Source organism: Pseudomonas sp. NFPP24 (assembly GCF_900112095.1).
Lineage (GTDB): Bacteria > Pseudomonadota > Gammaproteobacteria > Pseudomonadales > Pseudomonadaceae > Aquipseudomonas > Aquipseudomonas extremorientalis.
The window spans coordinates 35,063-61,733 of the sequence record NZ_FOKD01000005.1 but is presented as its reverse complement, the minus strand read 5'-3'; the positions used below and the strand labels follow the sequence as shown (position 1 = coordinate 61,733).

The 26,671-nt window shown below is 62.7% G+C and carries 19 protein-coding genes and 2 pseudogenes; 13 read left to right on the top strand and 8 right to left on the bottom strand.

What is annotated here, in order from left to right; all coding sequences use genetic code 11:
• The first annotated feature begins 51 nt into the window (after nt 1-51).
• Together BM026_RS12145 and BM026_RS12140 are read left to right on the top strand one after the other, a co-directional pair.
• Nucleotides 52-1,002, top strand: a complete 951-nt coding sequence (locus BM026_RS12145; RefSeq protein ID WP_093513641.1) for a GlxA family transcriptional regulator — start codon at nt 52-54, stop codon at nt 1,000-1,002.
• A gap of 149 nt (nt 1,003-1,151) precedes the next feature.
• Nucleotides 1,152-2,621 (top strand): ATP-binding protein, encoded by a 1,470-nt coding sequence (locus tag BM026_RS12140; RefSeq protein WP_093528669.1) that lies wholly within the window; start codon nt 1,152-1,154, stop codon nt 2,619-2,621.
• Here BM026_RS12140 and BM026_RS12135 read toward each other — a convergent pair.
• Entirely contained in the window at nt 2,568-5,330 is a 2,763-nt protein-coding gene (locus tag BM026_RS12135) for an ATP-binding protein (RefSeq protein WP_092245641.1), read from the bottom strand. The two genes, BM026_RS12140 and BM026_RS12135, sit on opposite strands and share 54 nt — an antisense overlap.
• 58 nt (nt 5,331-5,388) lie before the next feature.
• Nucleotides 5,389-5,787: a helix-turn-helix domain-containing protein gene (locus tag BM026_RS12130; protein ID WP_093126882.1), complete on the bottom strand. Its 399-nt coding sequence runs from the start codon at nt 5,785-5,787 to the stop codon at nt 5,389-5,391.
• A 204-nt stretch (nt 5,788-5,991) separates the two neighbouring features.
• Between BM026_RS12130 and BM026_RS12125 the strand changes: the two genes are divergently transcribed.
• Both BM026_RS12125 and BM026_RS12120 read left to right on the top strand, forming a co-directional pair.
• The gene (locus BM026_RS12125) at nt 5,992-6,900 is read left to right on the top strand and encodes a LysR family transcriptional regulator (protein ID WP_071490112.1); all 909 of its coding nucleotides are present in this window, start codon (nt 5,992-5,994) and stop codon (nt 6,898-6,900) included.
• Between the two features lie 652 nt (nt 6,901-7,552).
• Nucleotides 7,553-7,990, top strand: a complete 438-nt coding sequence (locus BM026_RS12120) for a carboxymuconolactone decarboxylase family protein (protein ID WP_092245633.1) — start codon at nt 7,553-7,555, stop codon at nt 7,988-7,990.
• A gap of 4 nt (nt 7,991-7,994) precedes the next feature.
• Here BM026_RS12120 and BM026_RS12115 read toward each other — a convergent pair whose 3' ends face one another.
• Complete coding sequence (locus BM026_RS12115; RefSeq protein WP_092245630.1) at nt 7,995-8,765, bottom strand: AraC family transcriptional regulator; 771 nt, start codon at nt 8,763-8,765, stop codon at nt 7,995-7,997.
• A 99-nt stretch (nt 8,766-8,864) separates the two neighbouring features.
• Between BM026_RS12115 and BM026_RS12110 the strand changes: the two genes are divergently transcribed.
• Nucleotides 8,865-9,995, top strand: coding sequence for an MFS transporter (locus tag BM026_RS12110; RefSeq protein ID WP_092245627.1), 1,131 nt, complete (start codon nt 8,865-8,867; stop codon nt 9,993-9,995).
• Here the strand turns inward: BM026_RS12110 and BM026_RS12105 are convergent.
• Nucleotides 9,985-12,147: a TonB-dependent siderophore receptor gene (locus tag BM026_RS12105; RefSeq protein ID WP_093528666.1), complete on the bottom strand. Its 2,163-nt coding sequence runs from the start codon at nt 12,145-12,147 to the stop codon at nt 9,985-9,987. The genes BM026_RS12110 and BM026_RS12105 overlap by 11 nt on opposite strands.
• Before the next feature lie 184 nt (nt 12,148-12,331).
• On the opposite strand from BM026_RS12105, the gene BM026_RS12100 reads away from it, so the two are divergent.
• Nucleotides 12,332-13,111 (top strand): acetoin reductase, encoded by a 780-nt coding sequence (locus BM026_RS12100; protein WP_058425756.1) that lies wholly within the window; start codon nt 12,332-12,334, stop codon nt 13,109-13,111.
• 68 nt (nt 13,112-13,179) lie between these two features.
• Here the strand turns inward: BM026_RS12100 and BM026_RS12095 are convergent, their stop codons facing one another.
• Nucleotides 13,180-15,042 carry a sigma-54-dependent Fis family transcriptional regulator gene (locus BM026_RS12095; RefSeq protein WP_093528663.1) on the bottom strand — a complete coding sequence of 621 codons (1,863 nt, stop codon included), beginning with the start codon at nt 15,040-15,042 and terminating at the stop codon, nt 13,180-13,182.
• Nucleotides 15,043-15,340: 298 nt separating this feature from the next.
• On the opposite strand from BM026_RS12095, the gene BM026_RS12090 reads away from it, so the two are divergent.
• The 3 genes from BM026_RS12090 to BM026_RS12080 are packed head-to-tail and all read left to right on the top strand — an operon-like array spanning nt 15,341 to nt 18,464.
• Nucleotides 15,341-16,321: a thiamine pyrophosphate-dependent dehydrogenase E1 component subunit alpha gene (locus tag BM026_RS12090; RefSeq protein WP_092245618.1), complete on the top strand. Its 981-nt coding sequence runs from the start codon at nt 15,341-15,343 to the stop codon at nt 16,319-16,321.
• A gap of 23 nt (nt 16,322-16,344) precedes the next feature.
• Entirely contained in the window at nt 16,345-17,364 is a 1,020-nt protein-coding gene (locus tag BM026_RS12085; RefSeq protein ID WP_071490080.1) for an alpha-ketoacid dehydrogenase subunit beta, read from the top strand.
• The gene (locus BM026_RS12080; RefSeq protein WP_093528660.1) at nt 17,361-18,464 is read left to right on the top strand and encodes an acetoin dehydrogenase dihydrolipoyllysine-residue acetyltransferase subunit; all 1,104 of its coding nucleotides are present in this window, start codon (nt 17,361-17,363) and stop codon (nt 18,462-18,464) included. Before BM026_RS12085 ends, BM026_RS12080 begins: the two co-directional genes overlap by 4 nt.
• 116 nt (nt 18,465-18,580) lie before the next feature.
• Here the strand turns inward: BM026_RS12080 and BM026_RS12075 are convergent, their stop codons facing one another.
• Nucleotides 18,581-19,468, bottom strand: coding sequence for a helix-turn-helix domain-containing protein (locus BM026_RS12075; protein WP_093126920.1), 888 nt, complete (start codon nt 19,466-19,468; stop codon nt 18,581-18,583).
• A 139-nt stretch (nt 19,469-19,607) separates the two neighbouring features.
• Between BM026_RS12075 and BM026_RS12070 the strand changes: the two genes are divergently transcribed.
• From BM026_RS12070 to BM026_RS12060, 3 genes are read left to right on the top strand one after another with little or no spacing between them, the layout of a single operon-like run.
• Complete coding sequence (locus BM026_RS12070) at nt 19,608-20,966, top strand: glutamine synthetase family protein (protein WP_092245609.1); 1,359 nt, start codon at nt 19,608-19,610, stop codon at nt 20,964-20,966.
• A 23-nt stretch (nt 20,967-20,989) separates the two neighbouring features.
• Complete coding sequence (locus BM026_RS12065) at nt 20,990-22,078, top strand: polyamine ABC transporter substrate-binding protein (protein ID WP_092245605.1); 1,089 nt, start codon at nt 20,990-20,992, stop codon at nt 22,076-22,078.
• Entirely contained in the window at nt 22,075-23,376 is a 1,302-nt protein-coding gene (locus BM026_RS12060) for an NAD(P)/FAD-dependent oxidoreductase (RefSeq protein WP_093513628.1), read from the top strand. Before BM026_RS12065 ends, BM026_RS12060 begins: the two co-directional genes overlap by 4 nt.
• Before the next feature lie 322 nt (nt 23,377-23,698).
• On the opposite strand, the gene BM026_RS12055 is transcribed toward BM026_RS12060, so the two are convergent.
• Nucleotides 23,699-24,967 carry a hypothetical protein gene (locus tag BM026_RS12055; RefSeq protein WP_092245599.1) on the bottom strand — a complete coding sequence of 423 codons (1,269 nt, stop codon included), beginning with the start codon at nt 24,965-24,967 and terminating at the stop codon, nt 23,699-23,701.
• A gap of 125 nt (nt 24,968-25,092) precedes the next feature.
• Nucleotides 25,093-25,932 (bottom strand): annotated as a pseudogene (locus tag BM026_RS12050) (LysR family transcriptional regulator); the annotation flags it as partial.
• Between BM026_RS12050 and BM026_RS12045 the strand changes: the two are divergent.
• Nucleotides 25,929-26,666 (top strand): annotated as a pseudogene (locus BM026_RS12045) (aldo/keto reductase); the annotation flags it as partial. The pseudogenes BM026_RS12050 and BM026_RS12045 sit on opposite strands and share 4 nt — an antisense overlap.
• Nucleotides 26,667-26,671 lie beyond the last annotated feature (5 nt).

Here is a 26,671-nt window from a genome sequence, read left to right as displayed (position 1 = left end):
CAAGCGTGTCATAATGCCTGCCGTACTCCTTCCCGATGGACCTTTCCCGCTATGAAAACCGTGGCCATGGCGCTGTTTCCGGACTTTCTCCTGCTCGATATGGCAGGGCCGCTCGAGGTGTTTTCCATTGCCAACCGTTACCTGCCGGCGTCGGCGCACTACCAGATCCTCACCCTCGGCACCGAGCCCGGTCCATTGCGCGCCTCCAATGGCGTAGCCGTGCAGACTGACCTGCTGCTGGACCAGGCCCAGGATGCCTACGACCTGCTGCTGGTACCCGGCGGCCCCGGTGCCTATAACGAATGTCATCCGGCGCTGCTGCCGTGGCTGAGGGCCGCGGCTCCGCGGGCGCGGCGCTTCGGCTCGATCTGCACCGGGGCCTTTGTGCTGGGGCATGCCGGGCTGCTGGACGGTCACCGCGTGACCACGCACTGGCACTACACCGAGCGACTGATCAAGGCGTTTCCCAAGGCAATGGTCGAAACGGATCGCATCTACCTGCAGGACGGGCGCCTGATCACTTCGGGCGGCGTCACGGCCGGCATCGACCTGGCGCTGTCGGTGGTGGCCCAGGACCATGGCAAACAAGTCGCCGTGGACGTGGCCAAGGTGTTGCTGGTGGTGATGAAACGCCAGGGCGGCCAGGCGCAGTTCAGCCCGATGACGGCGGCGGTGGCACCGCAGGAAACCACGATTACCCGGGTACAGAACCATGTGCTGGCGCATCTGGACCAACCGTTCACCATCGAGTCCATGGCTGAGTTGGCCGGCATGAGCGCCCGCCATTTTGCGCGGCTGTTCGCCAAGGAAGTGCAGATGACGCCCATGGTCTTCCTGCAAGGCGCGCGCATCGACCGCGCCCGGCAATTGCTGGAAACCACCGACCTGCCGCTCAAGACCGTGGCTTTTCACGCAGGCTTCGGCAGCGTGCGGCATATGCGCTTTCTGTTCAGTGAAAAACTGGGCCTCAACCCGACCCAATACCGACAGCAGTTCAGTTAACGACAGAATGTCCGTCTCGCGCACCCGAATGTCCGTATCGCTCCCTGTGCCAGCATTGTCCTGTCACGGGTAGCTGGCAAGATAGCGTCAAGCCCACGGAAAAGGATGCGCAAACGCCCAGGGCCGGGTGTTTCAGCGCTATTGCACACATGAACAATCCTCAGGCGATTGACGCTGATGGCACGGTACGCTTCGGTGCCTATGTGTTTCACCGGCAGCAGCGGTTGGTCAGCAAGTCGGGTTGGCCGGTGCCTGTGGGCGGGCGTGCGCTGGATATCCTCACGGCGCTGCTCGAAGCGCCCGGGCAGTTCATCAGCAAAGCCACCCTGATCGAGCGGGTCTGGCCGAACAGCGTGGTGGAAGAAAACAACCTGAGGGTGCACATCGCCGCACTGCGTCGCGTGCTCGATGGGCAGCAGTTCATTCTTAATGACCCTCTGCGCGGCTACTGTTTCGCAGCCCCGGTGCAGGGCGCGCAGCCCGCCGCGCTGCCTCGGCACAACCTGACGGCGCGGCTCAGTGCGGTGGTGGGCCGTGACGAGGTGTTGGGCGTGCTGGTTCGGCGTCTGTCCGGGCAACACCTGATGACCCTCACCGGGTGCGCCGGTGTCGGCAAAAGCACCCTGGCCCTGGCATTGGCACAGCGCGTGTTGCCGCGCTACCGGGACGGCGTGTGGTGGGTTGACCTGGCCACGGTGGAAGCACCGATGACCATGCTGCGCGACCTGGCTGCCGCGCTGCACCTGGAACCCTGCGCCCACGCCAGCGAGCTGTGCCGTCAATTGGCCTCGCGCCAACTGTTGCTGGTGCTCGACGGCGCAGACCTGCTGCTCGGCGCCTGCCGGCATCTGGTGCGTGTGCTGCGCGAAACCGCGCCTCAGGTCAGCGTGCTGGTGACCAGCCGTGAAAGCCTGCAAGTCCCCGGTGAATGGGTACAGCGTGTGCCGAGGCTGGCGATCCCGGCGCCGGCGGCCATGGGCAGTATCGAACAGGCGATGGCTTACCCGGCGGTGCAGTTATTTGTTGCGCGGGTGCGTGCCAGCCAGCAAGGGTTCGCGCTGCGCCTCCATGACCTGGCGCCGCTGCGAGACATCTGTCGGCGTCTGGACGGTATCCCACTGGCCTTGGAGTTGGCCGCCGCCCAAGTGGATGCACTCGGTGTGCGCGGTTTGCAGCAGCAGTTGCGCGCGGGCTTGCAGGTGCTGACCCGAGGCCGGCGCACCGCGGTGGAACGCCACCAATCCCTGACGGCGGCCCTGGACTGGACCTACCAGCGCCTGAGCCTGCCGGAGCGCTGGCTATTCCTGCAATTGGGTTTATTCAAGATGGCCGTGACCTTGCCCACCTTGAGTGAACTGGTCGCCGGGACCGAGTTGGAACACGCCGACCTGTCCTACCTGCTGGGGCGCTTGGTGGGTACGTCGCTGCTGACCCGAGAGCCGGGCCCAGGCAGCCCGCGTTACCGCCTGCTCAATTGCATGCGCAGCTACGCCCTGGCGCAACTGCGCGACCCGTTGCAGGTGGCGCGTTTGCAACAGGGCTACGGGCATTACCTAGGGCGGTTTTCAGGCCGGCCGTTTGTCCTGCAACTGGTCGAGCAGGCTGCGTACGCGGACTAGGTCCTGGGTGGCAAAGCCTTCGGTGAAGCGGGCGTAGATCGAACCCAGCAAATCGCGCGCCGCCTGTACGCGGCCTTGCGTCTGCCACAGGCTTGCCAACGAGGTTGCACTGCGTAATTCCCAGGCCAGCGCGCCTTGCTGGTGCGCCAGGCCCAGGGCTTCCAGCAACAGGGCTTCTGCCGCACGGCTGTCGGCCAGGCTTTCGGCGCGCACTCGCAGGATTTCCGGGGTGCACCAGCCGGCTGCGCCACTTCTGGCGCGCTCGAAGGCCGCGTCACTGACCTCGATTGCATTGAAGGTCACCAGGATATCCTCGACCAGGCCCAACCCCTGCACATCCGCGATGGGTAGCGTGCCCTCATAACAACGCGCCCAGGTGTGAAACAACTGCACCGAGTGCTTTTGCGCCTGCTGCAGCAGTTGATCCTGGTGTTCGTGGGCCATGGCGCTGTCGCCGTTGTAGCGAGCGATGACCACCCCGGCCAATGCCAGGGTGTAGCAGATCGACGTACCGTGATTGATTTGCAAGGCCAGCGCCAGCGCCTGGCTCGCCGTACGCCACGCACGCTCCGGATAACCGCGCAGCCACAGGATGCGTGCAAGGATGGTCAGCGAGGCGACGCTCTGGTCGTACTGCACGCCAAAGCCATGGGTAAAGCGGTTGAGATGGCCGCTCTGGGCCATGCGCTGGATCACTTGCTCGGCATTGTGCTGCGCGAGGGCCTGGTGACCGGCGAAGTGCTGCGCCAACACCCGCAGGCGCTGGGCACTGAGGGACAGCAAAGGCTCGGCACGGGGGCCGAGCTGGTCGAAGTGCAGGCTCTGCGCCAAGGCCTCCCGGTAGTTGCCGCAGCACAGGTTTACCGCCATGTGCCCCGATACCGCACGTAACTGGCCGGCCAGGTCCTTGCCGGCTTCCGCCAGGCGACGCGCGCAACTGAATGCTGCAATGGTCTGCGGCGTGCCGCCCTGGGTGTGATAGGAAAAACTGCCCAGCGCCAGCTGCAAGGCCATGTTCAAGCGCTGGCTCGGCGCATTCGATTGCCTCAGTCGCGCCAGGGCCTTGCCCACATACAAGCCATGTTCGCGCAGCAGCGACAGCTCCTGCCACAACGGCATCGCACTCACCGTCAGGCGAATGCCCAGCAGGTGCGCACCCTGGTCGCCCAGGCCCCAGTCGAGGGCGGCGCGGATGTCTTCGCGCAGCGGCGCATAACGGTCGATCCAGGTCTGGGTTGCGATCAGCTCCCAATCGTCCTGGGCCTGGTTCATCAGCGCCAGGCAGCGCTCGGCGTGGCGCTGGCGGGTAGCGTGGAGTTCCTGGGCGACGCTGAGTTTTTCCAGGGCATAGGTGCGGGTGATGTCCAACAGGCGGTAGACCATCTCGTCATCGCCGGCTTCCACATTGAGCAAGGACTTGGCGACCAACTGGGTGATCGAACCCAGCACTTCGTGTGGTGCAATCTGCTCCCCGGCAATCACCGCCGCTGCGCTGGCCAGGCTGAACCCACCGCGAAATACCGCCAGGCGACGCAGGCAGATCTGTTCGCAGGCGGTCAGTAGCGCAAAGCTCCAGTCCAGGGTGGCGCGCAGGGTTTGATGACGGGGCAGGGCGCTGCGCCGGCCTCGGGTGAGCAGGCGAAAGTTGTCTTCCATTTGCACCAGCAGTCCGGGCAGGCCGAAGCGTTCGATCTGCGCCGCCACGAGTTCGATGGCCAGGGGAATGCCGTCCAGGCGCTGGCAGATATCAATCGCCAGCGGCAGCTCGGCCTCGCTCAGTTCAAAGCTGTCCTGATGGGACATGGCCCGCTCGATCAACAATTGCAGGGCCGGGTAGCCCAGCGCCTGGGCGCGGTTGCCGGTGGCGGGCGGGCAGGCCAGGGGCTCCAGGCGTTGCACGTGTTCGCCCTCGGCGCGCAATGCCTCGCGGCTGGTGGCCAGGATGTGCAACCGGGGCGCGTGGCGCAGCAGGGTTTCACTGATCAGGGCGATGTCGTCGAGCACGTGTTCGCAATTATCGATCACCAGCAACAACTGGTGCTCCTGCAAGCGCCGCGCAAACGTGGGCAGGGCTTCGTGCTCAGCGTGGGTAAGGTCGAGCAGGGCGGCGAGGTTGGGCAGGATCATCGATGGCGCGCTCAGTGGCGCCAGGTCCAGCAAGCGGATGCCGTCGCGGTAGTGCCCGATCAGCAATTCCGCCACCCGCAGGGCCACCGTGGTCTTGCCGATGCCGCCGGCGCCGGTCAGGGTGATAAAGCGTTGCTCGGGCAGTTGCTGCACCAGGCTGTCGATCAGGGCCTGGCGACCGAGCATGCGCGTACGGCGCAGCGGCAAATTGTGGCACGGGCGTTGGGGGGCACCTTCGGTTGGCAGGGTCATCGGCTCGATGCTCAGTGGCGCAACAAAACTGTAGCCCCGCTGGGCTACGGTCACGATATAGCGCTGCCCGGCCTGGCCATCGCCCAATGCCTTGCGCAACGCCGCCATGTGCACCCGCAGGTTGCCGTCTTCCACCACGCTCCTGGGCCAGACGCGGGCGATCAGTTCCTGCTTGCTCACCACATTGCCGGCCTGTTCCAGCAGGATCAGCAGGATATCCACCGCACGCCGGCCCAGCCGCAACGGTCGACCGGCCTCCAGCACCAGGCGCTGGCGCGGGTGGATGCGGTAGGGGCCGAAATGCACGGCCTGGTCGCTGAGGTCGTTCATGGGTGGCCATGCTCGGAACGGGATGAGCGGCCAGCATAGGCCAGGCAGGCCAGGACCACTAGGCCGCGATCACTTGCGGTTTAGGGCGAGAGTGGTGATTTCGCCAGGTCATCGGGTTGACGCCTTCGCTACGGGTGAACATATGACAAAAGTGCGCCTGGTCGCAGAAGCCGCATTCCAGGCTGATTTGCGTCAGGCTCAAGGATGACTGGGCGATCAGTTCCTTGGCCCGCTGGATGCGCTGTTGGCGGATCCATTCCTGCGGCGACAGCCCGGTGGTGCACTTGAAGGCACGGGAAAAATGGCTGCGCGACAGGGCGCAGGCCTGGGCGATGTCGGCAATGGCCAGGCTTTCGCCGAGGTTGGCCAGGATCAGTTGCTTGGCGATGCGCTCGCGTCGGGGGCACAGGCCCCCGGTGGCGGACAAGCGAGGGGGGTATTGATCGAGTCGGGCCATGACAGATATCCGCAGTCGATGGGAGCGTTCCCGGTGGATGGATGCAGTGTAGACGTGGCCAATCTTGTTGCCGGACCGTCCGGCTGACGAGTTAATCGTTGTTAATTTCGCCAGGTGCACACCAGGAAAAGACAGCACAGGCGTGCAATGTGGCCGGCGCCTGGCGTGGTTATCTGTGAGCTTGCCAACCGTGTGGATATCACCATGAATCGCAACGACCTGCGCCGCGTCGACATGAACCTGCTGGTGATTTTCGAGGCGTTGATGTTCGAGAAGAACCTGACCCGGGTCGCCGAAAAACTCTTCATGGGCCAACCGGCGGTGAGTGCGGCACTGGGACGCTTGCGCGATCTGTTCGACGACCCGTTGCTGCTGCGCAACGGGCGGGGCATGGAACCCACGCCACGCGCCGTGGCGATACTCAAGGAGTTGCAACCGGCCATGGACACCATTTCCGGCGCGGTCAGCCGTGCCAAGGATTTCGACCCTTCCACCAGTTGTGCAGTGTTTCGCATTGGCCTCTCGGACGACGCTGAATTTGGCCTGTTCCCACCGTTGCTCAGCCAACTGCGCGAAGAGGCACCGGGGATCATCGTGGTGGTGCGTCGGGCCAATTACCTGTTGATGTCGTCGCTGCTGGCCAGCGGCGAGATTTCGGTGGGGGTGAGCTACACCACGGAATTGCCGGCGAATGCCAAGCGCAAGAAACTGCGGGATATTCCGTGCAAGGTCTTGCGTGGGGATGACGGTGTTGAACCGTTGACCCTCGACGACTACTGCGAACGGCCCCATGCGATGGTGTCGTTTTCGGGGGATTTGAGCGGCAACATCGACCTGGACCTGGCGCGCATTGGTCGTACGCGCCGCGTGGTGCTGGCGGTGCCGCAGTTCAGCGGGTTGCGGGCGTTGCTTGCCGGTACGCAGATTATTGCGACGGTGCCGGATTATGCAGCGTGTGCGTTGACGGAGGGCACGTCGCTACGGGCGCAGGACCCGCCGTTTGCGATCGATGCGGCGGAGTTGTCGATGGTGTGGAGTGGGGTGCATGACAATGATCCGGCGGAGCGGTGGTTGAGGGGCAGGATTGGGGAGCATATGGCTCGGGTGGTTTGACTGAGTACATATCCGATGCTTCGGTAATGGCTACTTATGGTTCCGCTCTTACAGCGGCTCACTTTTGAAGAGCGCAAAAGTAAGCAAAACGCTCTTGCCCCAACACTCGGCACCTCGCCTAGGCTCGGTGTGCCCTCTCTCCGGCTTGAATCCGTGGGCCACGGATTCAAGCCTGCGTTCGGCCAGCGTGTTTGACGGGGCGATCCCAGATCAAAAGCAAGAGCGCGGCGGCCTTAGAGCCGACCGGATTGTATGGCCGGTACTCGGTCAAAGTGTGGGAGGGGGCAAGCCCCCTCCCACAGTTTGATCTTCATGTATCAGTTGAAGGGTGGTTTGCTCTGGCTCTGGCTTTTGATCTGCTTTTGATTTTGATGTTAGGCCCCCCAAATCACTGTCGGATTACGGGCACACCGAGCCTAGGCGAGGTGCCGAGTGTTGGGGCAAGAGCCTTTTGCTTACTTTGGGCTGGGCCGGCATTCCGGCTTTTCCAAAGTGAGCCGCTCTAAGGGCGGAACCATAAGCGGCCGTTACCTAAATAACGGATATGTACTCACAAAAATTGGTCACCCATTCTTACCCAGAATTGGCTATTCCTCCCCCAAGGCCCGATGACTAACCTAGCCATCAATCCCCACTGCCCTGGAGCATCACCATGCAACCCCGTACCGATTTCTACACCGCTTCCCCAGACGCCATGAAAGCCATGCTCGCCCTGGAAGCCGCCGTGGGCAAACTCTCCATCGAGCTGCCACTGCTGGAACTGATACGCCTGCGCGTCTCGCAGATCAACGGCTGCGCCTTCTGCCTCGACATGCACACCGCCGACGCCCGCAAAGGCGGCGAGACCGAACGTCGCCTGTACACCGTGTCAGCCTGGCGCGAAACGCCGTTCTTCACCCCGCGTGAACGCGCTGCATTGGCTTGGGCTGAAAGCCTTACCCTGATCAGCCACACCCACGCGCCCGACGAAGACTTCAACGCACTGGCCGCCGAATTCAGCGCCCAGGAGCAGGTCGACCTGAGCGTGGCAATCACCACCATCAACAGCTGGAACCGCCTGGCCGTTGGCTTTCGCAAGATGCCCAAATGAGGTCTCAACCTGATTTGAAATAACCGCGCGGCGTGGTGCCGGTCATGCCCTTGAAGAAGGCGATCAACACGCTGTCGCTGGCAAACCCCAGCTCAAAGGCGCAGTAGCCGAGGCTGCGCCCAGTGGCGAGCAACTCGATGACACGCATCAAGCGCCACTGCTGGCGCCATTGCTGATACCCCAGGCCGGTTTCTCGCAGGAAGATCCGGCCGATGGTCTTGGTGCTGGCGCCGATCTGCTTTTCCAGGTCTTGCAGCGTCGGCGGCAATCGCTCCAGATTGGCCAGCAAAGGCGCCAGACGTTTGTCCCTTGGCAAGGGCAGGAGCAGCGGTTGCTCGGCCGCCTCCTGAATTTCTTCCAGGCACAACGCCAGCAAATGCGCGTAGCGGCCTGTCTGCCAATGGGTCTCGAAAGGGGCCATGGCCATCGGTTCCAACACCGCCCGCAACAACCCGCTCACTTCGATCACTCGCACCTGTGCCGGCAACCGGGCCGCAATGGCCGGGCTTACATACAGCGAACGGTAATCGACGGTCTTGCTCATCACCGCACGGTGATGCACGCCGCAAGGGATCCACGCCGCACGGGTCGGCGGCAGCAGGCACAGTTGATTGTCCAGGGTAATGCGGGTGCAGCCCTGCTGGGTAAACAGCAGTTGACCGCGCTGGTGCTGGTGCAGGCCGGAGTCGTGGTCGCCGAGCAGGGCGGCGATGCCAATGACGGGCGCCGGGTACTGGTCCGGGTCGAATGATGCGTCGGCAGCGAGCCAGGCCATGGGTTGTCCGATTTGATGGGTAATTTGTCGAAGTCTGGATAATACCCCAAGCCAGTCTGCTTAGAATCCTCACGCTCTTTTCTCGTGAAGGATCTGTTCATGTCATCTAAATACTTGCTGGTACTGGCCGTGGCACTGCTGATGTTCCCGCAGTTGGCTCAAACCCTCTATAGCCCGGCCCTGGGTGATATTGGCCAAGCCTTCGCGGTCGGGCCTGAACGGGCCGGGCAGGCCCTGTCGGTGTACTTCCTGGCGTTTGCATTCGGCGTGGTGATATGGGGCCGCTTGTGTGATCGCTGGGGCCGGCGCCCGGTGATATTGGCCGGGCTGGGGTTGTATGTCGCCGCCATGCTGCTGGCCTTGACTGTGAGTACGTTCAACGGCTTGTTGTTGGCCCAGGCCATCGCCGCCTTTGGCGCGGCAGTCGGTTCGGTGGCGACGCAGACGCTGTTGCGCGACCGATTCCAGGGCGCACAGTTGGCCCAGGTGTTTTCCATAATGGGCATTGCCTTGGCTGCCAGCCCGGCAATTGGCCTGTTCACTGGTGCGACGTTGGTGCAGTACTTCGGCTATCGCGGCGTGCTCACAGGCCTGTTGCTGATGGCAGGGCTAGTGTGGACCACCTGCCTGTGGGCATTACCCGAGACGCGTCCCGCCTCCTTGGCGAACTCGCCGTTGGGCGAGACCGTGGGCCTGATGCTCAGGGACGCCGGAGTGTGGCGTTCCGTCGGCCTGGTGGCGGCGTTCAATATTGCGCTGTTCAGCTACTACAGCGTGGGGCCGTTTATCTTCGCGCGGCTGGGATTGTCCGCTGCCGAATTCGGCTACAGCGGTGTGTTGCTGGCGCTTGGATCAGGACTCGGGGCGTGGCTGAACAACGGCTTACTCAAGCGTGGGCTCAATAGCGATCAGTTGGTGTTGGCCGCCGCCGTGCTGGCACTGCTGGGCGGCCTGTCAGTCCTGATGCTGCAACACAGTTGGCTATTCGTATGGTCGATGCTGCTGGTGGTGCTGGCATTCGGCATGGCGATTCCCAACGTGCTGGGGGCGGCGCTGGTGGCTTATCAAGACCGCCTGGGCACCGCCGCCGCGATATTTGGCTTGCTCTATTACCTGGTGATTGGCGCCGGGCTTACCCTGGTCGCCTGGGCACAGGACCTTGGCTGGAGCCTGTTGACCTGCGGCCTGACGGCATTGTGGCTAGCGGCGGCGCGGGTCTTCAGAAGTTGACCGAAGCACTCAGGCGCGCCGTCAATGGCGCGCCCTGGAACAGGTAGTCATCGCCCATGTACTCGCCCGCGTCGCGCCAGTAGCGCTTGTCGAACAGGTTGTCGACGCTCAGGCGGAACACCGTGTCATAGCCGCTCACCTGGGTGGTGTAGCGGCTGCCCACATTCACCACCGCGTAATCCCCCACTTGCACATTGCCGCTGCGGTTGGCGTACTTCTTGGCGCTGTATTGCACACCGCCCAGCACCGCCAGGCCGTTCACCCAGGGCAACGCATAATCGGCATACACACTGGCGCGCAGCTTGGGCACGTTGATCGCCTGGTGGCCTTCGTAGTCCGCTGTGCCGCTGCCGGTCACTCGCGCACGAATCGCCGCCACGCTGGTTGCGATCTGCAGGCGTTCGGTGGCCCAGCCGTTGGCTGACAATTCCAGCCCGGTGTTCTTTTGCTCGCCTTGCTGCACGTAGTCGAATTTGCCCGTGCCATCTGGCTTGGCGTACTGATAGGCCTGGCGGGTCTGGAACACGGCGGCGGCAAAGCTGATTCGGCGCCAGTCGTATTTCACCCCGGCTTCGATTTGGCGTGAGGTGGTGGGGGCGAGGGTTTCGTCGGCGTTGTTGGCGAACCACGGCGCGGTGCCGCCCAGGGACAGGCCTTTGCTGTAGCTGGTATAGAGCGAGATGTTCTCGACAGGTTTGTAGATCAACGAGGCCTGCGGCAAGAACACGTATTGCTGGGTGTGCCTGGCCTGGTTGCCGGTGACGCTGTCGAAGGCCTTCTCATCCAGGCGTACTTCGCGACCGCCCAGAATGGTTTGCCATTGCTCGTTGAAGCGGATGCGGTCGGTGACGAACAGGCCGTACTGGCGACTGTCGAGGTTGCGGTGGCTGTCGTTCAGTGGCTTTTCGGTCGGGGTAAACGTCGGGGCGTCCACGTCGATGCTGGTGGTGCCGATGTATTCATTGACGGATTTGCGCTTGTCGATCACCCGGCGGAACGCACTGGTGCCGAAGGTCAGTTCATGGCCCAGGCCGGCGGTGTCGAACAGCCCTGTCATGGCCGCCTGGATTTCATCGTCACGGCGGGTGTCGTCAGGGCTGCGGTAGTCGTAGACATCATAGTTGCCTTCGGGGCTGAAGTAGTTCGGCACGCTCGACGTGCAACGGGTCGAGCCATAGCAGCCCCACGCAAACGAACTGTAGTCATCGATCACCACCTTGCTGCGCGCCGCGCTCACGCTGCCTTTCCACTGATCATTGAAGCGGTATTCAAACTTGCCGTTGAGATTCAGCGAATCAATGCCCACCTGCCTGGACCCGCTCTGGTGCCCCAGCAGTTTCTTCGGTGAGGCCCCGTGTGGCACCTCGGTGCCGCCCAGCAATTGGTAGCCCGGCACCGAGCGTTGTTGCTTGTCCTGGTACTCGGCGTCCAGTTGCAATACGGCATCGGGGCTGATGTTCCAGTCAAAGGCCAGGGACACAAAATCGCGCTGGCCATTGGCGTGTTCCACGTAGGAGTTGAGGTCTTCGTGGGCGACGTTGGCGCGCAGGCCGAATTGTTGCTCGCTGCCGAACCAGCCACCGACGTCGGTGGCGACATAGCCGCTGCCGCGATCATCGGTGGAGACGGTCACCGAGCGCACGTCTTCCGGGCGCTTGGTCACGTAGTTGATCACGCCGCTGGGCTCGGAAATCCCGCTCTGCAGGCCGGCCAGGCCCTTGAGCACTTCGACCTGCTGCTTGTTCTCCAGCGCGACGTTCTGCTCGCCGGTGATGGTGCGTCCATTGATCTTGTAGCTGCTCGCCGCATTCAGCGAAAAGCCGCGCACCACGAAGTTCTCGTAGTAGCCGATGGGCGCATAGCTGTCGCCCACCGAGGCGTCGTTGCGCAGTACTTCACTGAGCAGGCGTGCTTGCTGGTCCTTGATCAGTGCGGCGTTGATCACCGTGATCGAGGCCGGGGTGTCGAGCAGTGGCGCTTCGTCGACGCCGCTCACCGAGGCGGTGTCGCTGCGGTAGCCGGACGCATCCTGGCCCTGGACCTTTACCGCCGGCAGTTCAAGGTCTGCCGCCAGGCTGTGACCGATGCCGCCGCTGAGCAGCAGACCGAGGGCGAAACGTGAGGTGACGACGGGACGAAAACGCAAAACCATGGGGGCAGGGCCTTAAAGCGCGGGCGGGGGGCGCATAAGCTAGGCATAAGTGCGCACTTTTACAAGAATGATTCGCACCTTGAGACATCCCGTCTCAGGCCGCATGCCAATCCATGTGCACCTCGACAGCCCGCAGCGCACCTGCGATAGACAAGGCTTCCCTCATCAATTGCAGGAGAACGCCATGAGTATTGCTGGAAAAGTCGCGCTGGTGACCGGCGCCGGGCAGGGCATTGGCCGGGCCATCGCCTTGCGCCTGGCACAGGACGGTGCCGATATCGCCCTGGTGGACATCAATGGCGCCAAGCTCGAAGCCGTGGCCGCCGAAGTCGTCGCGCTGGGCCGCAAGGCCTCTGTGTTCGTCGCTGACGTGTCCAAGCGCGAACAGGTGGTGGCGGCGGTGGAGCATGCGCACCTGACCCTGGGTGGCTTCCACATCATCGTCAACAATGCCGGCGTGGCGCAGATCGATTCGCTGTTGGACGTCAGCCCGGAACAGGTCGAGCGCACCCTGGGCATCAACGTGCAGGGCGTGTTGTGGGGCATCCAGGCCGCCGGCAAGAAATTCAAGGCGCTCAAGCAGAAGGGCAAGATCATCAACGCCTGCTCCATCGCCGGCCATGAAGGTTTTGCGCTGCTGGGGGTGTACTCGGCCACCAAGTTTGCCGTACGTGCCTTGACCCAGGCGGCGGCCAAGGAGTTGGCGAGCGCCGGGATTACCGTAAACGCCTACTGTCCGGGCGTGGTGGGCACCGATATGTGGGTCGAGATCGACAAGCGCATGGCCGAGATCACCGGCGCCGAAGTCGGTGCGACCTACAAGAAGTATGTGGATGGCATCGCCTTGGGCCGGGCGCAGACGCCGGAGGATGTGGCAGGGCTGGTCGCGTACCTGGCCGGGCCGGATGCGGACTACATGACCGGGCAATCGCCGCTGATCGACGGTGGCCTTGTCTACCGCTGACATCTCAGATGTACCCAGTCCAATGTGGGAGGGGGCAAGCCCCCTCCCACAGTGTTGACCCCGTTGTATCAGCGGGTTTTGTTCGGCATGTCGATGCCCAGTTGGTTGACGCGGCGGTACAGGGTCGCCCTTGAGATTCCCAGCGCCTGCGCGGTCGGTAACGGCTTCCAGCGATGGCGAATCAGCGCATCCAGCACCACCTGGCGCTCGGGGCTCACGCTCGCTTCAACCATCTCCCGCACCCGCTCCCCACGCACTTCCACCGGCAAATCCGCCACCTGCACCGTCCCGCCCTCACACACCGCACAGGCATACGCCAGCACATGTCGCAGTTGCCGCACATTGCCCGGCCACGCGTACCCCAACAGCAACTCCAATGCCGCCTGGCCGATACCCACCGTGATACCGCTGTTGCGCGCTTCCTGTTCCAGCAAACGGTTGATCAGCGCCAGTTTGTCGGTGCGCTCGCGCAGCGGCGGCAGGCAGAAGCGCGCGCAGCCGAGGCGAAAGTACAGGTCCTCGCGAAAGCGGCCCTCATTGACCAACACCGACAAATCGCGGTGACTGGCGCAAATCACCTGGATATCGACGGTGCGGGTTTTCGCCGCGCCCAACGGTGCCACTTCACCTTCGGCCATCACCCTCAGCAGGCGCGTCTGCAGGGCCAGAGGCATGTCGCCGATTTCATCGAGGAACAAGGTGCCGCCATCGGCCTGCACCAGCAGCCCGGGCATGCCTTTGCTGGCGGCGCCGGTAAAGGCGCCGGCCACATAGCCGAACAGCTCGCTCTCAATCAGGTTTTCCGGAATCGCCGCGCAGTTCACCGCCACGAACGGCTCACCGCGCCGGGCGCTGCGCTCGTGCAGTTGGCGGGCGAAGACTTCCTTGCCGGCGCCGGTTTCGCCTTGCACCAGTACCGGCAGGTTGCGGTCCTTGACCCGCACGGCCAGGCGCAGGTGTTCTTCGACACGGGCATCCACCAAAGGCACCAGCGGCGCACGCGCCTGTTTGCGTCGGGGCGCGTTGACCCGCACGTGTAGCGTACCCGGTTCTCCCAGCCAATGCAGTTGCTGGGTGGACTGGTCGGTGACGGCGCGCAAGGCGCTCAGGTCGAACACCTCGCCGATGTGCGCCGGCACCTGGCCAAAGCGCCGGCGCAAGGCCTGGCGCGCCTTGCTGTTCAAGGCCTGCAGGCGGCCGTCCTGGTCCCAGGCCAGCAGCAGGTCGGGCTGGCTGTCCACATAACCCGGTGTGCTGTGGGCTTGCAGCACCCAGTGCTGCTGGGCGCTGTGCATGAAGAAGGCGTTCTCGATGGCCTCGGCACTGTGCGCCACCAACTGGCGTATCAGGTGCTGGCTGCGGCGGTCATCCGGCGATTTGAGCGCCGAGGCGTCCATCACTCCCAGCAGGTTGCCCTGGGGATCGAAGATCGGCGCGGCGGAGCAGGTCAGGCCGATGAAGGCGGCGCGGAAGTGGTCGCGTTTGTGCACTGTCACCGCCGATTGACTGGTGAGCACGGTGGCCACGCCGCAGGTGCCTTCTTCGGCTTCCGACCAGCAGGTGCCGAGGTACAGGCCGGCCTTGCGGCAATCGCTGCGGATCGAGGCGTCCACGCGGTGGTCGATGGTCTGGCCCTGGGCATCGGTGAGCATCACGCAGTAGTCGGCCTGGCGCACACGGTGATGCAGTTGCCCGACGGCTTCGCCGGCAATGCGCATGAACAGTTCGGCGCGTTCGCGGCATTCCTTGAGCAAGGGTTCGCTGAGGATGCGTGGCCCCTGCAGGGAGCCGGGGTCCAGGTGGTGTTGCTCCATGGAGCGCCGCCACGAATCGAAGATCAGCGACGGCACCGGCGCCTGGGGCAGGCGGTCGGCATTGCGGACCACGCGACTGACGCAGTCGACGTGCTCCCTGGAGTTCGCGGCGAGCATAAGGCCTCCGGTTCTCGGTCTTTGTTGTTATGCCCGCCATTAAGCGCGCATGCGTCGGGCGCGACAAGCGCGGCCTGACCAACAGCCCGGGCTGAGACGCAGCGTCTCAAACCGGCTGAGACGCCGCCTTCGAGTCGCAATGCCGCGTCTCATTCTGCGATCCCGGCCCGGTTGCGACAACCGCTCTGGATCAAGGTTATGCCAGGTTTTTTACGGCCTTGGCACAGGCTGTGCTGAAGGCCCTGTAGCTGACCACGATCAGCCTTTTGTGTGTCGAGACAACCTGGAGAACAACAAGATGTCCACTCACCTGTCCACCGATCAACTGCTGCATGCCTACACCGTGATGCGCACCATCCGTGATTTCGAAGAACGCCTGCACGTGGAATTCGCCACCGGCGAGATCCCCGGTTTCGTGCACCTCTACGCCGGCCAGGAAGCCAGTGCCGCCGGAGTCATGGCTCACCTCAACGATGAAGATTGCATCGCCTCCAACCACCGTGGCCACGGCCATTGCATCGCCAAGGGCGTGGATGTGTTCGGCATGATGGCCGAGATCTACGGCAAGAAAACCGGTGTGTGTGGCGGTAAAGGCGGCTCCATGCACATTGCCGACCAGGAGAAGGGCATGCTCGGCGCCAACGGCATTGTCGGCGCGGGTGCGCCGTTGGCGGCCGGTGCGGCGCTGGCCTCCAGGCTCAAGGGCAGCCAGGGCGTGGCCGTGGCGTTCTTTGGCGACGGTGGCTCCAACGAAGGTGCGGTGTTCGAAGCGATGAACCTGGCCTCGATCATGAAACTGCCGTGCCTGTTCGTTGCGGAAAACAACGGCTATGCCGAGGCCACCGGATCCGGTTGGTCGGTGGCGTGCAAGGACATCGCCGAGCGTGCCGTGGGGTTTGGCATGCCGGGGGTGATCGTCGATGGCAATGATTTCTTCGCCGTGCACGCAGCGCTTGGTGTTGCCGTGGAACGTGCGCGCAAGGGCGACGGGCCAACCTTGGTCGAAGTGAAATTGAGCCGCTTCTACGGCCATTTCGAAGGCGATGCACAAACCTATCGTGGCCCCGATGAAGTGAAAAACCTGCGGGAAAACGCCGACTGCCTGGCGCTGTTCCGCCAGCGTTGCAGCACTGAAGGCTGGCTGGACGCGGCGCAATTCGAGCGCATCGATGGCGAGGTCGCCCAGCTCATCGACGACGCCGTGCGCCTGGCCAAGTCGGATCCCAAGCCCCAGGCCGCCGACTTGCTCAGCGATGTCTACGTCGCCTACCACTCATAACAACAATTCGTGGAGAGAATTTCATGGCTCGCAAAATCAGCTACCAGCAGGCAATCAACGAAGCCCTGGCCCAGGAAATGCGCCGCGACCAGAGCGTGTTCATCATCGGCCAGGACGTGTCCGGCGGCACCGGTTCCCCTGGCGAGCAGGACGCCTGGGGCGGTGTGCTTGGCGTGACCAAGGGCCTGTACCCGGAGTTTCCCGACCGCGTGCTTGATGCGCCGCTGTCCGAAGTCGGCTACGTGGGCATGGCCGTCGGCGCCGCCACCCGTGGCATGCGCCCGGTGTGCGAACTGATGTTCGTCGACTTTATCGGCTGCTGCCTCGACCAGTTGCTCAACCAGGCCGCCAAGTTCCGCTACATGTTCGGCGGCAAGACCACCACGCCGCTGGTAGTGCGCGCCATGTACGGCGCCGGGCTGCGGGCGGCCGCCCAGCATTCGCAGATGCTCACCTCGATGTGGACCCACATTCCCGGCCTCAAGGTGGTGTGCCCGGCCACGCCCTATGACGCCAAGGGCATGTTGATCCAGGCGATCCGCGACAATGACCCGGTGATCTTCCTCGAGCACAAGATGCTCTACAGCCTGCAGGGCGAAGTGCCCGAAGAGCTGTACACCGTGCCTTTCGGTGAAGCCAATTTTGTCCGCGAGGGCAGGGATGTGACCCTGGTGACCTACGGGCGAATGGTGCACATCGCCCTGGAAGCCGCGACCAGCCTGGCGCGACAAGGCATCGATTGCGAGGTGCTGGACCTGCGCACCACCAGTCCGTTGGATGCAGACAGCATCCTCGAAAGCGTGGAAAAAACCGGGCGCCTGGTGGTGATCGACGAGTCCAACCCGCGCTGCTCGATTGCCACCGATATCAGTGCATTGGTCGCCCAGCAGGGTTTTTCTTTCCTGCGCGCGCCAATCGAAATGGTCACTGCGCCGCACACGCCGGTGCCGTTCTCCGATGCGCTGGAAGACCTGTACATCCCCAACGCCGCGAAGATCGAAGCCGCGGTGCTGAAGATCGCCGACAAGAGGAACGCCGCATGATCCATACCTTGACCATGCCCAAGTGGGGGCTGTCGATGACCGAGGGGCGCATCGATGTCTGGCTCAAGCAACCCGGCGACCGGGTGGAGAAGGGCGAAGAAGTGCTGGACGTGGAGACCGATAAGCTCTCCAGCAGTGTCGAGGCGCCGTTCAGTGGCGTCCTGCGCCGTGTGTTGGCACTGAGCGACGAAACCCTGCCGGTGGGTGCGTTGCTGGGGATTGTGGTGGAGGGCGAAGCCACCGAAGAGGAAGTCGATGCGGTGATCGACAGCTTCAATGCCGGGTTTGTCTCCAGCAGTGCCGAAACCGAAGCTTCGGGACCGAGTGCGCAGAAAGTCGAGATAGGCGGGCGTCTGTTGCGCTATCTCGAGCTGGGCGAGGGTGGCACGCCGTTGGTACTGATTCACGGATTCGGGGGGGATCTGAACAACTGGCTGTTCAACCAACCGGTATTGGCCGTCGAACGCCGGGTAATTGCCCTGGACCTGCCAGGGCATGGCGAGTCGGGCAAGCAACTGCGCAGCGGCGATGCCGAGGAGCTGAGCCTTGCGGTGCTGGCCTTGCTCGATCACCTCAGGCTCGACCGCGTACACCTGGCCGGGCATTCCATGGGCGGGCTGGTCGCACTGACCGTTGCCGACCAGGCGCCCGCGCGTGTTGCCTCATTGACTCTGATCGCCAGCGCCGGCCTCGGCCAGGAGATCAACGGCGATTACTTGCAAGGGTTTGCCGACGCCAGCAACCGCAATGCGCTCAAGCCGCCACTGACCCAACTGTTCAGCGACCCCACGCTGGTGACGCGGCAGATGCTGGAGGACATGCTCAAGTTCAAGCGCCTGGAAGGGGTGGACAAGGCGCTGCAGCAGCTCAATACCGCGTTGTTCGAGGGCGGACGACAGAAGCTGGACTTACGTCATCGCGTGGGCCGGCAGCCGAGCCTGGTGATCTGGGGCAGTGACGATGCGATCATCCCGGCCCGGCATGCCGAGGGGTTGGATGCCCAGGTGGAGATTCTGCCGAGGCAGGGGCATATGGTGCAGTTGGAGGCGGCGGAACGGGTCAACCAACTGATGGCCGCCTTCCTCAAATCCCAACCTTGAAATGCAATCAACTGTGGGAGGGGGCTTGCCCCCGATAGCGGTGGTTCAGTCAATCTTTGTGGCGACTGAAACACTGCAATCGGGGGCAAGCCCCCTCCCACCATTTGGATTGGATTTCAAACGGAACGCTTCAGGGTCTCGCTCGGCAGTTCTTTGAACAACGCCCGGTAGCTATTGGAAAACCGCCCCAAATGCCAGAACGACCAATTCATCGCCACCTCGGCCACGGTGGTCCCGGTTGAATTGAGCAACTCCCGCCGCGCCCCATTCAACCTGCGCAAGCGCAACCACTGCGCCGGGCTCATTCCGGTGTAGGTCTTGAACCCCTGTTGCAATTGGCGCAACGGCACCCCGGCAATCTGCGCCAGTTCCAGCAGGTTGACCGTTTCGTCCGGCGCGTCTGCTGCCCATTCGCCGATGCGCGCCATCAGCCGGCGTTCTTCGTTGCGGCGCTGCAAGGAGCTGCGGTCCAGGCACACGCAGGCGTTGTCGAGGATGAACAGGCAATCGTCGAGCAATTGCTGGATAAGCGCGGCGGGGTCGCTGACCGTGGACAAGCGTGTCAGCGTGCCACTGAGCCAACGGGCGAACAACGCGTTCTGCTGGCCGGTCAGCGGCGCCATGAACAAACCTTCCAGCGTCGCCACCTCCAACCCATGGCGCTGCACGAACTGCGGGCCGAACACCACCGCTACTTCACGATAGTTTTCCGGGGTGATCCAGGTGTTGCGGCTTTCGCCATTGAGCAGGTACAGCGCGTTGTCGCTGCCGTCGAAACAGAACGCCAGGGAGCCGGCGGGCGCATTGAAATGCTGTTCGACGCGGGTGTTCATGCTCTCTTCGTACACCTCCACGCCTTGCAGGTCGAGGTAGCGGATGCGCCCGGCAAAATGCCCCGGGGACATCTGTTGGTACTGCTGCACCCAGCCGGGTGTCGCACTGCATTGAGCGGCCACATCACCGGTGGTGAAGGCCTGTACGCGCAAAGCGGTTGCCTGTGTCATGGGAAGCCTGGGCGCACTCTATTGGTGCGTTGTGGTGCGTGCAAAGTGGATAGATGCCGGGGTGCGGCGGCCTCAAGATAGACCTCAATGCGCCAGGAGTACAAGCCGGTGCATGCACCCAACCCATGACGAGGTCCTTATGAACGCCCCCTTCGATCAGCTGTCCGCCTGGCTGAAAGAACACAAGATTACCGAAGTCGAATGCGTGATCAGTGATTTGACTGGCATCGCCCGCGGCAAGATTGCGCCCACCAATAAGTTCCTGCATGAGCGAGGCATGCGCCTGCCGGAAAGTGTGCTGCTGCAAACGGTAACCGGGGACTTTGTCGACGACGAGATCTACTACGACCTGCTCGACCCCGCCGACATCGACATGGTCTGTCGCCCGGTGGCCCACGCCACTTATGTGGTGCCATGGGCCATCGAGCCCACCGCGATCGTGATCCACGACACCTTCGACAAACAGGGCAACCCCATCGAGCTGTCGCCACGCAATGTGCTGAAGAAAGTCCTGCAGCTCTACACCGACAAAGGCTGGCAGCCGATTGTCGCGCCGGAAATGGAGTTCTACCTGACCCAGCGCTGCGAAGACCCGGACCTGCCGCTGAAAACCCCCATTGGCCGCTCCGGCCGCGCGGAGACAGGCCGCCAGTCGTTTTCCATCGACGCCGCCAACGAATTCGACCCGTTGTTCGAAGACGTCTACGACTGGTGCGAAGCCCAGGGCCTGGACCTCGATACGTTGATCCACGAGGACGGCCCGGCGCAGATGGAAATCAACTTCCGCCATGGCGACGCCCTCGACCTGGCCGACCAGATCACCGTGTTCAAGCGCACCCTGCGCGAGGCCGCGCTCAAGCACAACGTGGCTGCGACCTTCATGGCCAAACCGGTGGCCGACGAGCCGGGCAGCGCCATGCACCTGCACCAGAGTGTGGTCGACATAGCCACCGGCAAACCGGTGTTCGTCGACGCCGAAGGCAACAAGAGCCCGTTGTTCCTGCATCACATCGGGGGCCTGCAGAAGTACATCCCCAAGCTGCTGCCGATGTTCGCGCCCAACGTGAACTCGTTCCGCCGCTTCCTGCCGGACACTTCGGCGCCGGTCAATGTCGAGTGGGGCGAAGAAAACCGCACCGTCGGCCTGCGCGTGCCTACTTCCAGCGCGGACGCCATGCGCGTGGAAAACCGCCTGCCCGGCGCCGATGCCAATCCGTATCTGGCGATTGCGGCTAGTCTGCTGTGTGGCTACCTGGGCATGGTCGAGCAGATCGAACCGAGCGCAGCGGTGGAAGGCCGCGCCTACGAGCGTCGTAACCTGCGCCTGCCGTTCACCCTCGAGGATGCGCTGGCACGCATGGAGGACTGCGACACGGTCAAGCAGTACCTGGGCGATAAATTCGTGCGCGGCTACGTCGCGGTCAAACGCGCCGAGCACGAGAATTTCAAGCGGGTGATCAGTTCCTGGGAGCGTGAGTTCCTGCTGTTGAGCGTCTAAAAAACCAATAAAGGGGTGTCGATATGCGTCTAGTGAAACAGCTTCTCCCGCTGGCCCTGATGGCCGCGTTCAGCGCTGGCGGCCAGGCGGCGCCGACAGTCAGTATTTATAACTGGACCGACTATATCGGCGAGACCACCCTGGCCGACTTCCAGGCCAAGACCGGGATCAAGCCGATCTACGATGTGTTCGACTCCAACGAAACCCTGGAAGGCAAGTTGCTCGCCGGCCGCACCGGTTATGACGTGGTGGTGCCGTCGAATCACTTCCTGGCGCGCCAGGTCAAGGCCGGCGCGTTCCTCACGTTGGATCGTGCGCAATTGCCCAACTTCAGGAACCTCGACCCCAAGCTGCTCGCGCTGCTGGAGAAAAACGATCCGGGTAACGCGCATTCGGTGCCGTACCTGTGGGGCACCAATGGCATCGGCTACAACGTCGACAAGGTCAAGCAGGTGCTGGGCATCGACCACATCGATTCATGGGCGGTGCTGTTCGAACCGGAGAACATCAAGAAGCTCAACCAGTGCGGCGTGGCCTTCCTCGATTCGGCAGATGAGCTGTTCCCGGCGATCCTCAACTACATGGGCAAGGACCCGCGCAGCGAGAACCCGCAGGACTACAAGCAGGCCGAGGCCAAGCTGCTGACGCTGCGGCCGTACATCACCTACTTCCATTCCTCCAAGTACATCTCGGACCTGGCCAACGGTGATATCTGCGTGGCGTTCGGGTATTCCGGCGACGTGTTCCAGGCCGCCAACCGCGCCAGGGAGGCCAAGAACGGCGTGAACATCGCCTATTCGATTCCCAAGGAAGGTTCCAACCTGTGGTTCGACCTGCTGGCGATTCCCGCCGATGCGAGCAACCCCAAGGAAGCTCATGCGTTTATCAATTACCTGCTCGATCCTGAGGTGATCGCCAAGGTCAGCGCCTCGGTGGGCTATGCCAACGCCAACCCGGCGGCCAAGGCGTTCATGGCCCCGGAACTGGTGAACAACCCCGAGGTGTACCCGCCGCAGGCGGTGCTCGACAAACTCTACATTTCGACCACGCCGACCCCGGCGACCATGCGCCTGATGACCCGCGCCTGGAGCAAAGTGAAGACCAACAAATGATGCAGTCAACCGACCACGCCCGGTCTTACTACCGGGCTACGGCCAACGCCATGCCCGAGCGCCCCGCACTGGGCGGCGACCTGACCGCCGATGTGTGCGTGATCGGCGGCGGCTTCACCGGCGTCAACACCGCCATCGAGCTGGCGCAACGCGGGCTCTCGGTGATCCTGCTGGAAGCCCGGCGCATCGGCTGGGGCGCCAGCGGGCGCAACGGCGGGCAACTGATTCGCGGCATCGGCCATGACGTGTCGGGGTTTGCCAAGTACGTGGGCGAGGAGGGCGTGCGTTACCTGGAGCGTGCCGGTATCGAGTCGGTGGCGCTGGTGGGTGAGCGCATTCGCGAACACGGCATTGACTGCGACCTGCGCTGGGGCTTTTGTGAATTGGCGAACACGCCCGCGCAGTTCGCCGCGTTCAAGGGCGAGCAGGCGCACCTGGCAGCGCTCGGGTATGCCCACGAAACCCGCCTGGTGGGTCCGCAGGATATGCAGCAAGTGGTGGGCTCGTCGGTGTATGCCGGCGGCCTGGTGGACATGGGCTCCGGGCACCTTCACCCGTTGAATCTGGTGCTGGGTGAAGCGCAGTTGGCCGAGTCTCTTGGAGTGCGGATCTTCGAGCACACTGAGGTGCTTGAACTGATCCACGGCGACACGGTGCAAGTGCGCTGCTCAGGCGGCACGGTACGCGCCGACCACCTGGTGCTGGCCTGCAATGCCCATCTGGAGGAACTGGAACCGCGCCTGAGCGGCAAGGTGCTCCCGGCGGGCAGCTACATCATCGCCACCGAGCCGTTGTCGGAAGATGTGGCCAACCAGTTGATCCCGCAGAACCTGGCGCTGTGCGACCAGAAAGTCGGCCTGGATTACTACCGATTGTCCGCTGACCGCCGCCTGTTATTCGGCGGCGCCTGTCATTACTCCGGCCGCGATCCGGTGGACATCGCCGCTTATATGCAGCCGAAAATGCTCAAGGTGTTCCCGCAACTGGCCCAGACCACCATTGAGTTTCAGTGGGGCGGCAAGATCGGTATTACCGCCAACCGCTTTCCGCAGGTGGGGCGGTTGAAGCAGTACCCTAATGTGTTTTATGCCCAGGGCTATTCCGGGCATGGGTTGAACGTGACGCACTGGTGTGCGAGGCTGCTGGCCGAAGGTATTCATGGCGGACACAGCACGGGCCTGGATATTTTCAGCCAAGTGCCGCATATGACCTTTCCGGGGGGGAAGGCATTGCGGTCACCGTTGTTGGCGTTGGGGATGATGTGGTTTCGGTTGCGGGAGCAGTTCTCCTGGAATTGAGGGGGCATTTTTCATTGGATTCGCCGGACTTATGGATGTTGTTTGTTAGTGTATAGCGAGTTCCCTGGCAATTTAGTAAAAGAACCCAGAAATCGCGGCAGTGCCGTCAGATTTTCAGCTATTACATCACTGTCTCTGATAGCGCCCTTATGGACGTACCTATTATTCAAAAAAAATCTATTTTTTTCCGGGCTATAGAGTGGTGCTGCAGTCACACCCGTAACCACGCTGACTCCAAAGCAGATCGATGCCGCAAGGCACAGCTCACGGGTATTGAGCCTGAATGTTGTCCATAGGACCTGAATAACGCTTTTTCTTGGCTTCATGGCAACTTGGCCCCCACCGCAGTGAAGTTGAAGGTGGCGCCGGTCGCCGACCCGACTACATAGGTGCCTGCGGGTGAAATAGCGTTCAAGTAGCTCGCCAGCCCGCCTGAAATGGGCGATATGGGGACTGTTCCCAGCAATGGAGTCCAATAGCAGCCGGTTGGGTATTCGCTGCTGTTCACGCAATTCAGGGCGACGGTGTCGTTATCGGCAAAGGCAGCCACTTGAACCACATCGCTACCAGGTAGCGGGGGAATGGACTGCACGCTGAAGGAATTTGTGGGGTCGTTCCAGTAAAGAGGTCTCTGAAATCCCGTAGGGTCATTGCCATAGGCCAATACATGCCCAAGGTTGTTGATTGCCACCGCGTGGTTTTGCGCGTTCAAGGGCATCGTCAACAGTAAAGGCGTGCTGCTTGCGGTACTCCAGAATGCGGTTTGTTGGGTGTCGGCGGCGGTTCCTGGAAACGTGCAGGTGCCAACGAATTGACCCTGGTCATTCATGTCGACCCCCTCGCAGTCAAGTGCACCCGCTGGTAGCGACGCCGGTGTTAACACGTACTGATTGCTGCCTGTACTCCAAGTGGCCAGGGTGAGAACAGGCTTGCCACTTGGTCCTGGGCAATTCAAGAGAATGCGCGGCCAACCATTGGTCAAGGTTTCCGTCAAGTCGACGCCATAACAGTTGTCGCCCCAGTCTGATACGCGTTGGGGAGTAGTGCTGCCTGCGCTATAAACCACCACAGTTGCGTCAATATCCGCACTCAGGCTCACCGCTAGGACGGCTCCATTGCGGTTCTGTGCAGTGGGTGCTGTTTGCGTATCGGCAGGGCGCACTTGAATCAGCAACAACCACCTGGCCGGTAGCGGAGCCAGGGTGATCGGCGTGATACCTGGTGTCGCTGCATTCCACAACACGGCGAAAAACAGATTATTGGCATTGGCACAATTGCCTACCACCCAACCACCATTGTTGGAAATAGCGCTTACCTCACAAGGTTTCCGTGAGGACAACGGCGCCAGGGCTTGCTGGGGACCTGCCAGTGTCGACGAGTACCATGGGATGGCATTGGCACTGGGGGTGGCCGAATTGCATTTTCCGACAGTTTGTTCACTGTCGTTTACCCAAACCGTCTCACATTGCGGCCCGGCCGGAAAAGCTGAAGGCACGTAGGTCGCCGCACTGGCACTCAATCCATACCCGCAAAGCAACACACCCACACTCAACACCATCGGTGCAATCAGTTGTCTCAACAAACGTTGCATAATCCGGCCCTCCCTGGCTGACAGAATGACCCTCTGGGGGTGAACCCCACAGTCCCTGATCACCAGTAAACGCCCGGTTCGATGGACGCACAACTGTCACTTCTGACAGGTACAGGACGAGTTGCTTAAGCCTCGGTCAACACCTTCCTGAACGTCTCCACCAACGGCCGCAAATTGACCCGATGCCACGCCGCCCACAGCGGCGTGGTGTAGCTCAGCCACGGCAACTCCCGCAACACCACACCGGGTGGTGCATTGCGACTCAGGCCTTTTTGTACCATCGCCACGCCCAGCCCTGAAGCCACCAAACCCAACGCGGTAAAGGGTTCACCGGCTTCCATTGGGATCTGCGGGGTGAAGCCGGCGCGGATGCAGGCGGCGACGAAGTCGTCGGCGGGGTTGGCGCCGGGTTTGCGCTGCACGCCGATCCACTCCTGGTCGGCCAGGTGTTCGGGCAACAGTTCACTCAGGTGTGCGAGGGGATGGTGCTCGGGCAACGCCAGCAGCATCGGCTCGTCCAACACTTGCAGTGCGATCAGGTCCGGATCATCCGCAGCCGGCGGTTCGCCAACCAGGGCGATATCCAGGCTGCGTTGGCGCAGGCCTTCGAGTTGTTCGAGGGACGGCAGGTTATACAGCTTGATGTGCACGTTCGGCCGGTCGTCGCGCAGTACCCGCAGCGCGTTGGGCAGCACACCGGCATGCATGGCGTTTTCGATATAGCCGATGCACAGGCCACCTTCTTCACCGCGGCCCAGGCGCTTGCCCAGTGATTCCAGGCGGTTGGCGTGGGTCAGCAGCGCCTTGGTTTCTGCCAGGAACGTCTGGCCGTCACGGGTCAGGCGGATGCGTTGCTGGCTGCGTTCGAACAGGGTCAGGCCCAGGCGTTCTTCGAGCTGGGCGATCTGCCGGCTCAGCGGCGATTGGGAGATGTGCAGGCGTTCGGCGGCGCGGCCGACGTGTTCGCGACCTCGGCGAAAAAAGCGGTGTGTTCGAACACGGTCGCCCGAACAAGATGCTCAACGACTACAGCGCCGATGCCACACTGCGTTCGATTGAAGACAGCCTGACTCGCTTGAAAACCGATCGGCTGGACATCGTGTGGATCCATGACATCGCCCAGGACTTCTACGGCGACCAGTGGCTGGAGTATTTCAACCAGGCCCGCACCGGTGCCTTCAAAGTGCTGACCCGTCTGCGCGAAGAGGGTGTGATCAAGGCCTGGGGCCTGGGCGTGAACCGCGTCGAGCCGTGCGAACTGACCCTGGACCTTACCGAAGCCCAGCCCGACGGCTTTTTGCTGGCCGGCCGCTACACGCTGCTGGACCACGACCGCGCCCTGCAACGCCTGATGGATGCGGCCCTGGCACAGAGCGTCGAGATCGTCGTCGGTGGCCCCTACAGCTCCGGCGTCCTCGCCGGTGGCGCGCACTTCGAGTATCAGCCAGCGAGCCCGGCGATTATCCACAACGTCGAGCAGATCAAGGCGATTGCCCAGGGGTTCGGCGTGAGCGTGAAAGCCGCCGCGCTGCAATTCTCCCTGGCCCATCCGGCGGTGGCCGCAGTGATTCCAGGTGCCAGTCGTCCGGGGCGGATTGCCGAAGACGTCGCGGCGTTGTCTGAACAGATCCCGGCAGCCTTCTGGCAGGCCCTGCGCGAGGCCCGACTGGTTTCGGACCGTGCGCCCCTGCCGCTTTAAATTCA

Coding starts and splice junctions, on each gene's coding strand:
- BM026_RS12145 (WP_093513641.1), top strand. CDS start 52: ATGAAAACCGTGGCCATGGCGCTGTTTCCGGACTTTCTCCTGCTCGAT.
- BM026_RS12140 (WP_093528669.1), top strand. CDS start 1,152: ATGAACAATCCTCAGGCGATTGACGCTGATGGCACGGTACGCTTCGGT.
- BM026_RS12135 (WP_092245641.1), bottom strand. CDS start 5,330: ATGAACGACCTCAGCGACCAGGCCGTGCATTTCGGCCCCTACCGCATC.
- BM026_RS12130 (WP_093126882.1), bottom strand. CDS start 5,787: ATGGCCCGACTCGATCAATACCCCCCTCGCTTGTCCGCCACCGGGGGC.
- BM026_RS12125 (WP_071490112.1), top strand. CDS start 5,992: ATGAATCGCAACGACCTGCGCCGCGTCGACATGAACCTGCTGGTGATT.
- BM026_RS12120 (WP_092245633.1), top strand. CDS start 7,553: ATGCAACCCCGTACCGATTTCTACACCGCTTCCCCAGACGCCATGAAA.
- BM026_RS12115 (WP_092245630.1), bottom strand. CDS start 8,765: ATGGCCTGGCTCGCTGCCGACGCATCATTCGACCCGGACCAGTACCCG.
- BM026_RS12110 (WP_092245627.1), top strand. CDS start 8,865: ATGTCATCTAAATACTTGCTGGTACTGGCCGTGGCACTGCTGATGTTC.
- BM026_RS12105 (WP_093528666.1), bottom strand. CDS start 12,147: ATGGTTTTGCGTTTTCGTCCCGTCGTCACCTCACGTTTCGCCCTCGGT.
- BM026_RS12100 (WP_058425756.1), top strand. CDS start 12,332: ATGAGTATTGCTGGAAAAGTCGCGCTGGTGACCGGCGCCGGGCAGGGC.
- BM026_RS12095 (WP_093528663.1), bottom strand. CDS start 15,042: ATGCTCGCCGCGAACTCCAGGGAGCACGTCGACTGCGTCAGTCGCGTG.
- BM026_RS12090 (WP_092245618.1), top strand. CDS start 15,341: ATGTCCACTCACCTGTCCACCGATCAACTGCTGCATGCCTACACCGTG.
- BM026_RS12085 (WP_071490080.1), top strand. CDS start 16,345: ATGGCTCGCAAAATCAGCTACCAGCAGGCAATCAACGAAGCCCTGGCC.
- BM026_RS12080 (WP_093528660.1), top strand. CDS start 17,361: ATGATCCATACCTTGACCATGCCCAAGTGGGGGCTGTCGATGACCGAG.
- BM026_RS12075 (WP_093126920.1), bottom strand. CDS start 19,468: ATGACACAGGCAACCGCTTTGCGCGTACAGGCCTTCACCACCGGTGAT.
- BM026_RS12070 (WP_092245609.1), top strand. CDS start 19,608: ATGAACGCCCCCTTCGATCAGCTGTCCGCCTGGCTGAAAGAACACAAG.
- BM026_RS12065 (WP_092245605.1), top strand. CDS start 20,990: ATGCGTCTAGTGAAACAGCTTCTCCCGCTGGCCCTGATGGCCGCGTTC.
- BM026_RS12060 (WP_093513628.1), top strand. CDS start 22,075: ATGATGCAGTCAACCGACCACGCCCGGTCTTACTACCGGGCTACGGCC.
- BM026_RS12055 (WP_092245599.1), bottom strand. CDS start 24,967: ATGCAACGTTTGTTGAGACAACTGATTGCACCGATGGTGTTGAGTGTG.